The organism is Billgrantia aerodenitrificans (assembly GCF_021404405.1).
GTDB lineage: Bacteria > Pseudomonadota > Gammaproteobacteria > Pseudomonadales > Halomonadaceae > Halomonas > Halomonas aerodenitrificans.
Genome location: NZ_JABFTV010000006.1, coordinates 1 through 10,263 on the forward strand (window position 1 = coordinate 1; position 10,263 = coordinate 10,263).

A 10,263-nucleotide genomic window follows, 5' to 3' on the forward strand; every position below is an offset into this window, starting at 1 on the left:
CCTCAGGCTCCGGCTGCCACGCATCAGGTCGTTGCGTCGCGCCATAGCGTGCCAGCACCACACTGTCCTTCTTATCTGTTTTGCCGCGTACTCCCAGGCTACGGGAGAAGTCACGCACCTGGGCGGGGTTGAGGACATAAACCTGGATGCCGGCAGCATGCAGCCAATAGGCGAGCGTTTCGTGATAGATGCCGGTGGCTTCCATCACAACGTGCAACTGGTCCAATGGCTCACCGGTTTGGTGCTCAAGCCATTCCAGCAGGTGTGGAAAGTCCTGCCGCCGATTGCCGAATACACGCGTCTTGACCTTTCCAGTCGCCTCATCGCGTAGCCAGGCGCAGTCGAGCTTCTGCTTACTGACGTCGATACCGATCACTGCCATGTCTCGTCGCCTTTCCTTGTTCGTGCAGCCTCACTCCGATTGGGGAGGGGCTTGGATACCATTCAAGCTATCGAGATAGTAGGCATCAGGGGGCATAATCTAAGTCCCAGGCTGTAGCGCCTCAGGCTCTGCGGATGCTCACCCTGATGCCAAGGCCTGCTGGTAGCTAATCAACAAGCCCGGAGAGACACAAGGCTCTGCGTGCACTCCAAAGCAGACCTCCATCAACTGCCGACGCGACACTGCCACATGATCGAACTACTGACCCCTGTCTTCCAGGGCGAGTGGGCTCACCATGGTGAAGCACTGATCTGCAGCAAGACCGCAGGAAGCCATGCATACCGACTTGCCGACCTGCTCGACCAACCTCGGGAGATCGATGACATCCTGATAAGGCGGGCTCGTTTCGTCGGTTGCGACGACTTGCGTCCCGTAGCAGTGGTCTGGTTGCTGAAATACGTCACCCTGCTGGTCCCCCCCGTCGCTGTGGCCGCGTCCGTACTGGAACATGGATTTCCCGTCGGCCCTAAGGACATTTCGGTGATATTGGACGACGATGCAGAACCGGTAGCCTTCGTCATTCCGCATCTCGGCGAGAGCATTGCCGGTCTCGATACCCAGCGACGCTATGCCCCACTGCTCCAGGAGCATCTGGAACCGCTGATTGACTATCTCTCCACGCGCACACGTGTGCCGACCAAACTCCTGTGGGGAAACGTCTCCCGGCGCCTGGAATCCATTCTCATCCTGTCACAGCAATTGACGGAATACCCTCCCGAGACCGCCCAACGAGCTGCCAGCGACAAGGAATACCTACTGGAACGGAAAACATGGCCAGGCGGCCAGCGCAACCCGATGTTCAGCCACAAGCGCCACGCTACCCGGATCACCGAAGCAGGAGAAGTGCCGGTACGCCTGCACCGGCATTGCTGTCTCGTTTACCGCCTGCCAGGGAAGGGTTACTGCGGCCTCTGCCCTCTCTCCCCCGAGTTCCGCAAGAGGAAGGGGGCCACTTACACCTCATGAACCATTAGCCAGCCTGGATACCAAGCACTGCAAGACTATCCCTGGCAGCCAGTCACTAGGGTGTTTCCATCCAGTCACATATTGCACATTTATGATAACAATTATTATTACGATTAGCCCGGGAGAAAACTGCCCCTGCCATGACAACATTGGAGACCAAAAATGCATCAACCCCCTTTACGCAGGCCCCTTCTGACCATTGCCATCGCTGCCACCTGCGGCACCGTGCTGGCACCATTCCCCTCTATCGCTCTAGCGCAGAATGCCTCCGCGGATGACGCAGAGACAGGCCAGCAGCTCGACACTGTAACTATTTACGGCACCCTCCCGTCCCGCTATGAAGGCCGGTACGCCGACACGGCACTGCGCATTCCCAAGGACATTGCCGAAGTACCACGCACCATCGACGTCATTCCCGAGCAGTTCCTGCTCGACCAGCAGGCACGGGAAATGGCGGATGCTTTTCGGCTATCGCCCAATATGGTCGTTGGCGACGGTTATGGCGGTAGCCGCGAGCATACTTTGATCCGCGGCTTCAATCGCAACGACAATATCTACCGCAATGGCGTTCCATCGGGTAATGCCAGTCGTGTGGATCCCGCCACGATCGACAATGTCCAGATCATCAAGGGGCCGGTTGCGGATATCGGGAGGATGTCTCCAGGTGGCATCGTCAATATCGAAACCAAGCAGCCGCAGTTCCAGCGAGAACATTCCGTATCGACGACCTTCGACGAGCACGGACAGCGCCGTGGCGTATTCGATCTCACCGGTCCGGTCGGAAACAGTCAAAACTTGGCCTACCGGATAACGGGTGCCGCCGAGGATAGCGATACCTTCCGCGATACCACGGTCGACCGGCAGTTCCTGTCGTCTTCGTTGCTCTGGCAGGGCGACTCAGGCGTGCGTATCGGCGTCAACCATGAATACACTCGGGATCGCCGCGACATCGACAGAGGGCTGATTACGGTGCCAACGGGAGATTCGAGACGCGAGATTGCCGACGTTCCCTTCGATACCCGCTACGATGCCAATATCCCCAACGAGCGCGACTCCAAAGCCCACCTTGTCGAACTCAATGTCACCATCCCACTGGTCAACCCGGCTTGGGAGATCGAAAACAAGCTCTTCTACAGTCGTGAAGACAACGAAGATATCCGCGCCGAAGTTGCTGCTGTCGGCTCTGATGGCGTATTGGCCAGGAGAGTGCTAAGCAACCAAGATCAGGAAATAGTACATAGATTCGCCCGCTCCCAGCTCATTGGCGAGATCGACACAGCCATGCCAATGCGGCTGGCAACGGGTGTCGAATATCGTGAATACAATCAGGAGTGGAAAAATTTTTCCGGCAATATCCAGGCAGGCGGAACAGTCAGCAACCCTGACTCATTCTCACTAGTAAACGATATTGACACACCCAGCCGTGCCCAGCACTTCGATGCTTCACTTAAGTCCTATGGTGTGTTTTCCGCTACCGAGTTCTCGCTAACCGATACTCTTACCCTTGATCTAGGCCTCAGATACGAAACATTTAGCAATGATTACCACAATGAAAACCTGCTGACAGGGGAAACTACCGAACTGGATTCGGGAAGAATGAACAAGCTGACCAAGGGACTCGGACTGGTGTGGGAAACGACCCCGGGCTTGAACCTTTATATCAGCTATGCCGATACCTTCGAACCCCAGAATATCTTTTTTGGCGATCAACGGGTCATTGAGCAGAATCCCAGCGAGGGCCGGCAAGTTGAAGCAGGGATGAAATGGAGATCAGCTGACAACCGCTATTTCATCACTGGAGCCATCTTTGATATTCGTGAAGACAATGTCGTCGAGTTCGTCAACGGAGAGCCTGTGCCAACGGGTGGCATCACTTCCAAGGGCGCGGAGGTTTCGGTGGCCGCCAATCCGATCGATGGCTTCAACGTGCGTGGTGGGGTCGGCGTACTGGATGCCGAGATAGATAGCGACAATGACGCAACGGATGGCAACCGCCCGCGTAACGTGCCGAAGACTACCGCCAGTCTGTGGGCAAGTTACGAATTCCAGAACCCAGAAAGCGCCCTCAGGGGGCTGGGAATAGGCAGCGGTATCACCTATGCCAGCAACCGCTATGGGGACAATACACACTCCTTCGAACTTGGCGACTATACCATTCTCGACACCGGCCTCTGGTACTACCTACCGGTCGGAAATGGCAACCGCCTGCGCTTCGACCTAGGCGTCAAGAACGTCACCGATGAGGAGTATATCGTTGCGTCCGGTGGTAACACTCGGATCAGCGTCGGCAACCCCAGAACATTCTTTGGCGGTATTCGCTTCGAGTTCTGATGAAGCCCTAATGCTAAAACATAGGCAGGGGGCTAAGCCCCCTGCCTACAACTAAACAACCACTCCAATTAAAATGAAAAATGTGATCATGTTTGCCGCTCTCCAACCGCGCCAGCCAGGGAAATAGCGGTCGTCGTGGGAGATCACTTCCTTGAATAGCAGATCTTGGTCCGCAGCCCACTCGTCGAAGACCAGCTCCTCCCAATAGCCACCACCAGTAGCGCGCAACTCCGCCAGGGCGTGCTACCCCAGGCGTTCGAACAGCACTACAGACGACATGCGGCTCAGCATCAATGCCACCGCCACGGCGGCAAAGAGCCAGGCGATACCGGCGCGGCTTTCTGCATCGCTGGTCAAGGCAGCGTTGATCTGCGCGATCAACAACACGCTGCATAACCCCGCCCCTACGCTGGCCAGGGTTGCGGCCAGCATCAAGGCGAGGGAACGACGAATCAGAAAGGAGAGCACAGCGACCTCACTCGAACGGGAGACCTATTTAGCTGACGAGCGACACCCCGGAAAGTTATCGACCGACGACAAAAATTAAACAAGGCGCATTCTCATTCGTCATCAAGGTGAGCAGGCCACTTGCCTTCGCGAGCCCCTGACAGGAGCCCAGCAGTGTCTACCACCGTTCAAGCAGAACCGCATGCCACGCCGCAACGTACGGCAGCCAACGAGTTCGTCTCCTACCCCCATGGCGTACCGCATCGGGTCGACCACGATGCCGAAGCCCATCGCCTGCATGTCGAGAGCGACCGTCACAGCGCCACCTGGCGCCTGGACAAAAACGCCGGCCGGCTGGCGCTCACCTGGCCTACCAGCAGCGCCCCACCACACGCTGCCACCCTCGCGGCCATCGAGACCGCCTTTGCCTTGCATCCCGACAGCCAGACATTGCAGCTGCAGGTGCCGGAGGCCATGTACCCATCGCTGCGCCATACCGGCATCGTGGTGGACGATAGTGAGGGAGTGCCCTGGGTGCCCGCCGAGCTGTTCTGGCAACAGCCTGACCTGTGGCTTCCCTCCCCCAAGTCACTACCCTATCCGCAGCAGCCGATCTCGAGCGATGGTCGACGCCATCCGCGCCGCCCGCCCAAGCCCGAGGGCACCGTCTACCGGCGCTATATTCCCTGGTTGAAGGCTACCCTGAGCTTTCGCGTCCTCGACCTGGAACGCGACCTCGAGTGCTTCAGCCGCTGGATGAACGATCCGGTGGTAGCCCACTTCTGGGAGGAACAGGGCGACCTGGCCCAACATCGCCACCGCCTGGAAGCGACCCTGGGCCATCCCAACGCCCTGCCGCTGATCGCTTGCTTCGATGACCAGCCCTTCGGCTACTTCGAGGCTTACTGGGCCAAGGAGGACCGCCTCGGTGCCTACTACGATGCCGATGACTTCGACCGCGGCTGGCACCTGCTGATCGGCGAAGCCGCCTTCCGCGGCACGCCCTACGTCGCCGCCTGGCTGCCTTCCATCTCTCACTACCTGTTTCTGGACGACTGCCGCACCCAGCGCCTGGTTATCGAGCCTCGCGTAGACAACGCCAAGATGCTCTACAACCTGGCGCGCTGCGGTTACGCCCACCTCAAGGCATTCGACTTCCCGCATAAGCGGGCCATGCTCGGCATGCAGCTACGCGAGCACTTCTTCAACGAGCGCAGCTGGATTCCCCAGCCACCTCACCCCGGCTCGGCCCCCAGACCCGACCCGCGCTTCTCTCGATAACCACGACACCCACGAGGATTCACATGCGTATTCACGACCTGATCGGTATCGGCTTCGGCCCCTCCAACATCGCCCTGGCCATCGCCCTCGAAGAGCAGGACCAAAGGGGGCAGGCGCGAGATGCCTTCTTCATCGAACGTCAGCCCGCCTTCGCCTGGCACCCGGACATGATGCTCGACCACGCCCATATGCAGATCTCCTTCCTCAAGGATCTGGTCACCCCTCGCGCACCCTCCAGCCACTACACCTTCTTGAACTACCTGCATGCCAAAGGCCGACTGCAGGACTTCATCAACCTGCAGACGTTCTTCCCCAGCCGCCACGAGTTCAACGACTACCTGTCCTGGGTGGCATCGCACTTCGAGGAACGCTGCAGCTATGGCGAAGAGGTCGTCGAAGTGCTGCCCCACGGCGAGAATGATGACATCACGCTGCTACGCGTCTGCTCGCGAGACGCCAACGGCAACCACCACGAGCGCCTGACGCGCTCCCTGGTGATCGGCGTTGGCGGCGCACCCAATGTTCCGCCCTGTTTTGCCGGGCTCTACGACGATCCCAGGGTCTTCCACTCCAGCCACTACCTCAGGGAGCTGGCGCGGCAAAAGTCGCCGCGACGCATCGCCGTGGTCGGTGCCGGGCAGAGCGCTGCCGAGATCTTCCTCGACCTCCACAATCGCCCCGGCATCGAGGTCGACCTCATCACCCGGGCCTGGGCATTCAAACCCTCCGATGACAGCCCCTTCGTCAATGAAATCTTCAACCCCGAGTACACCGACTATGTGTTCAACAACCCCACCGGCCAGCGCCAGGCGCTGATGCAGGAGTACAAGAGCACCAACTACTCAGCGCCCGACCTGGCGCTGATCGAGCAGATCTACAACGTGTTCTACCAGCAGAAGGTCACCGGCGAGACGCGCCATCGCTTCCGCCGCCGCCATGAGGTCACCCACGCCGAATCGACGGCGGACGGCGTGCGACTGGACATCACCGAACTGGATAGCGGCGCCACGGACACGGCCAACTTCGACGCCGTCGTGCTGGCCACGGGCTACCGGCGCGACGTGCACGAGACGCTGCTCGACCCGCTCAAGCCCCACCTAGGCGACTTCGCCGTCGATCGTCACTACCGCGTATTCACCCCACCCCACTTCAAGCCGGCAATTTTCCTGCAGGGATGCTGCGAGCCCACCCACGGCCTAAGCGATACGCTGCTGTCGATCTTGGCGTCACGCACCCAGGAGATCTGCGAAGTGCTCGACGCCACGCTCCCGGCAGCGGGAGAAAGCTACTCCAGTGCTCAGGCAGAAAGCGCATTAAGCACGAACTAGATAGCCATGCATGCAGCCATCGCCACTCCGGCCTGAGCGGCCTGCGTCGGTAGCTCTATCCAAGGCTTCCCATCTTGCATCCCGACATCCGTCATCTCATGCCAGCACGGCGCAGCCTGACTCGGCATGAGTACCTCCGGTTGCATATGGGCGCCTCATCAATGATACTAAATACAAATAATAACAATTCTATTTAAGATCAGGCATCATCAAACGGAACCCCAGAGAAATTCACCATGACCTACCTACCCACCCGCAGAAGTTTATTGGCCACAGCCATAGCCGTCGCCTGTAGTTCTCCCACCATCACACTGGCCCAGGACAGTGATAGTGATAGTGATAGTGATGACAATACCCTTCCCACCCTCACGGTAACGGGTGAGCATGTTCATGACGCCACCACCGCAGACACCGGTTCATATACCTCGAACCGGGTTACCATCGGCAAACGGGAGCAGTCACTCAGGGAAACGCCGCAATCCGTCAGCGTTATCACCCGCGAGCGCATGAACGACCAGAACATGACGACGCTCGATGATGTCCTGACCCAAACCACCGGCATCACCAGGCGGAGCTTTGGCCCCACAGCTTCCACATTCCGGTCGCGCGGGTACGAAATCGATACCCTGCTACTGGATGGCAGCCCGATCGACAGCGCGATCGGCGTAACCGATACCATGTTCGATACAGCTGTCATGGATCGTGTAGAAGTCCTGCGCGGCCCGGCAGGACTGATACAAGGTTCTGGCGAACCCAGTGGTACCGTCAATATGGTGCGCAAGCGTGCCCAAAAGGAGTTCGGTTTTGAAACAGCCCTGACTTATGGCTCTTGGAACACCTATCGCGGCGAGATCGACGTTACTGGTGCGCTGGACAAGTCCGGCAGACTCCGTGGTCGCTTCGTCGGCGTATACGATGACCGAGACCATTTCATCGATCATGTCTATATCGAAAATACTGTAGGCTATGGCACCCTAGAGTACGATGTCACTCCCAACACCACCCTGTCCGCCGGTATCATGAGCCAGTCCGGCGCCTCCAGGCCTAACTATGGCCTACCGCAGCTTGCCGGAGGTCGATTGCTGAATATCGACCGATCCACGTACCACGGTTCGCTTTGGGACATTAAGGATGAAAGTATTGAGAGATACTTTGCCGAACTAGAGCATCAGTTGGCAAATGGTGGCAGCTTGCGCTTCAGTGCAAATCATATTGAACGAGAATCTGACACTCAACAAAGCACTGCGGGCGTCAGTATTCCTGCATCCAACATGGATGACATCAATATTTGGCAATGGCGTCAACTTAACCCGCGTGAAGACAGTTTTTACGACGCAACACTTTCCACGCCATTCGAGCTTTTTGGCAACTCCCATAACTTGATGATAGGCGCCAGTCACAGAGTGACCGAAGAACAAACCATCTGGGGATCTGGTGACCCGCAATTTATACAACGCAACCTGACCAACCCCGACCCCCATACGCCGAAGCCCACATTCGACATTAACGAAACAAGGAGCATTAAGACGGAAGAATCCAGCCTCTACAGCCAGCTAAATCTTTCCATTCTTGATAATTCCACGCTGATCGCGGGCGGTCGTGTCAGCTGGTGGGAAACTCAGGACCGACTGGATTCTTCCAATAACTTCTCAATTGACAGCGAGTTCACGCCCTATGCGGGCTTGATATATGATATCAACGGCCAAGTCTCGACTTATGCCAGCTACACCGAGATCTTCCAGCCGCAAAGTTCACAAACTGTTGAGGGCGACTTCCTCGAGCCACGCAGTGGCAAGCAGCTCGAGCTGGGGCTGAAAGGCGAGCACTTGAATGGGGCATTGAACTGGCATGCCGCAGTTTTCCAGATTACCGATCAGAACCGCAGCGTTGCTGATCTAGCCAACCCAGGCTTCTCGGTTGCCGAGGGAGAAGCCGAGAGTGAAGGCTTCGAGGTTGAAGTTACCGGGAGCCCCTTGCCTCGCTGGGATATTTCGGCAGGCTATGCTTATACCAAGACAGAATATGTCAACGACCCGAACCAGGAAGGTCAACCATTTTCCACCGACACTCCAAAGCATGACTTTAAGTTGTGGACGCGCTATCGCTTCTCCGACAACCCTGATCAGGGATGGCGAATCGGGGCCGGCCTCAACTATTCCAGCAGCATCTATGCAGAAGCCATGGATACGCGTTGGCAACAAGGTGGGTACACGACACTCTCCGGCCTGATCGGCTATAGGTTCAATCGTAACCTTGATTTCTCCCTGACAGGCGAAAACCTGACAGACAAGAAGTACTTTGATACATTGAGGGCCAATACTCGCAACAATTACTATGGTGCGCCACGCAACTTTATGCTAACGATGCGCTATCAATACTGAGCAGCAAGGCAGGTGAGGGAGTCTTTCGCACTGGCCTTTCACCTTAGTTACTCATACAATATAGAAAATTGGCAACAGGCATTAAAGATGTTTCATGGACTCGTGTTGGCCTTGAGAAAAAAAAGCGAGCTGCTTGCCCTGGCAGCCGCCATCTCATTCGCCTCTTCGTCTGCACTTGGACAGCAAGCCAGCGATGAAGGCTACATATTGGCCCTTGACTTCGCGATTGCAGAGACTCTTTTCGATATTGCAGACCTGCCAATCGCTATGGGGAGTGTCGATAATTACAAGAGCTGGACTGGAAACAATTCAACGCCATCAAATCTCGTGGACATAGGTGCCAACCCCAACCCCAACAAGGAATTAATTTCCTCATTAAATCTATTTTCAATACTCGCACCGCTACAATATTCCCACTTGGCGAATGATCTTTCGATACTAGCTCCCGTAGCGCAACTATCCCCTTACAACCCTAGCTCCATGAACAACTGGGAAGGCATGACAACCTTCACCAAGGAAATTGGATCTCACATAAACCGGGAGCAAGAAGCCGACCAATTTATCTCTGAAGCGGAAAACTTGATGGACGGACTGCAAGTCTCAACTTCACTCTTTCCAGAAACCTTACTGGTGATACAACTTCTTGACGAGAAGCATGTCAGGGTTTACGGAGATAACAGCCTTCCAGGAGCCGTTCTCGATCGGCTTGGATTATATAATGCCTGGAGCGGCCCCTCCAACCGGTGGGGCTTTGCCACCATCAGTATTAGCGAACTATTCAATCATGACGTGCATTTTGTCATCATCGACACCTCTCACTTACAGAGTAAAAGAATCATACAGGAAAATGTGATGAGTAGCGAACTGTGGAATCTTTTACCTAGTGTACAGAAAAACAACATCACCATGCTGAATGCTGAATTTTGGGTATTTGGTGCTATTCCTTCTGCCACGTTTTTTGCAGAATCTTTGGTTAACGCTTTCATTGAAAACTAAGCCGCACACCCACCTTCGGCTGCCAGCTGCCCTTTCCTCCATCGCTAAAGCTCTTTCCACTTCCTTTACGATCCCATACCTTCAGAAAAAT

8 protein-coding genes are annotated in these 10,263 nt (G+C 56.3%); 6 read left to right on the plus strand and 2 right to left on the minus strand.

Going from position 1 to position 10,263, the window contains the following annotated elements; genetic code table 11:
• Positions 1 to 382 (minus strand): IS110 family transposase (locus tag HOP59_RS12190; protein ID WP_234254118.1); only part of this gene is annotated, 382 nt, incomplete at its 3' end.
• Between the two features lie 249 nt (positions 383 to 631).
• Here HOP59_RS12190 and fhuF point away from each other — a divergent pair.
• Positions 632 to 1,408: a siderophore-iron reductase FhuF gene (gene fhuF / locus HOP59_RS12195; protein ID WP_234254119.1), complete on the plus strand. Its 777-nt coding sequence runs from the start codon at positions 632 to 634 to the stop codon at positions 1,406 to 1,408.
• 162 nt (positions 1,409 to 1,570) lie between these two features.
• Positions 1,571 to 3,739: a TonB-dependent siderophore receptor gene (locus tag HOP59_RS12200; RefSeq protein ID WP_234254120.1), complete on the plus strand. Its 2,169-nt coding sequence runs from the start codon at positions 1,571 to 1,573 to the stop codon at positions 3,737 to 3,739.
• Positions 3,740 to 3,982: 243 nt separating this feature from the next.
• Here HOP59_RS12200 and HOP59_RS12205 read toward each other — a convergent pair whose 3' ends face one another.
• Complete coding sequence (locus HOP59_RS12205) at positions 3,983 to 4,207, minus strand: hypothetical protein (RefSeq protein ID WP_010627989.1); 225 nt, start codon at positions 4,205 to 4,207, stop codon at positions 3,983 to 3,985.
• A 153-nt stretch (positions 4,208 to 4,360) separates the two neighbouring features.
• Here HOP59_RS12205 and HOP59_RS12210 point away from each other — a divergent pair, with 153 nt between their 5' ends.
• From HOP59_RS12210 to HOP59_RS12225, 4 genes are all read left to right on the plus strand, one after another.
• Entirely contained in the window at positions 4,361 to 5,467 is a 1,107-nt protein-coding gene (locus HOP59_RS12210; protein ID WP_234254121.1) for a GNAT family N-acetyltransferase, read from the plus strand.
• Positions 5,468 to 5,490: 23 nt separating this feature from the next.
• A complete protein-coding gene (locus tag HOP59_RS12215) occupies positions 5,491 to 6,795 on the plus strand; it encodes a lysine N(6)-hydroxylase/L-ornithine N(5)-oxygenase family protein (protein WP_234254122.1) in 1,305 nt (434 codons plus the stop codon).
• Between the two features lie 236 nt (positions 6,796 to 7,031).
• Positions 7,032 to 9,176 (plus strand): TonB-dependent siderophore receptor, encoded by a 2,145-nt coding sequence (locus HOP59_RS12220; protein ID WP_234254123.1) that lies wholly within the window; start codon positions 7,032 to 7,034, stop codon positions 9,174 to 9,176.
• 87 nt (positions 9,177 to 9,263) lie between these two features.
• On the plus strand, positions 9,264 to 10,172 hold the full coding sequence (locus HOP59_RS12225) for an ABC transporter substrate-binding protein (protein ID WP_234254124.1): 909 nt from the start codon (positions 9,264 to 9,266) through the stop codon (positions 10,170 to 10,172).
• Positions 10,173 to 10,263 lie beyond the last annotated feature (91 nt).

Coding starts and splice junctions, on each gene's coding strand:
- HOP59_RS12200 (WP_234254120.1), top strand. CDS start 1,571: ATGCATCAACCCCCTTTACGCAGGCCCCTTCTGACCATTGCCATCGCT.
- HOP59_RS12215 (WP_234254122.1), top strand. CDS start 5,491: ATGCGTATTCACGACCTGATCGGTATCGGCTTCGGCCCCTCCAACATC.
- HOP59_RS12225 (WP_234254124.1), top strand. CDS start 9,264: ATGTTTCATGGACTCGTGTTGGCCTTGAGAAAAAAAAGCGAGCTGCTT.
- fhuF (WP_234254119.1), top strand. CDS start 632: ATGATCGAACTACTGACCCCTGTCTTCCAGGGCGAGTGGGCTCACCAT.
- HOP59_RS12220 (WP_234254123.1), top strand. CDS start 7,032: ATGACCTACCTACCCACCCGCAGAAGTTTATTGGCCACAGCCATAGCC.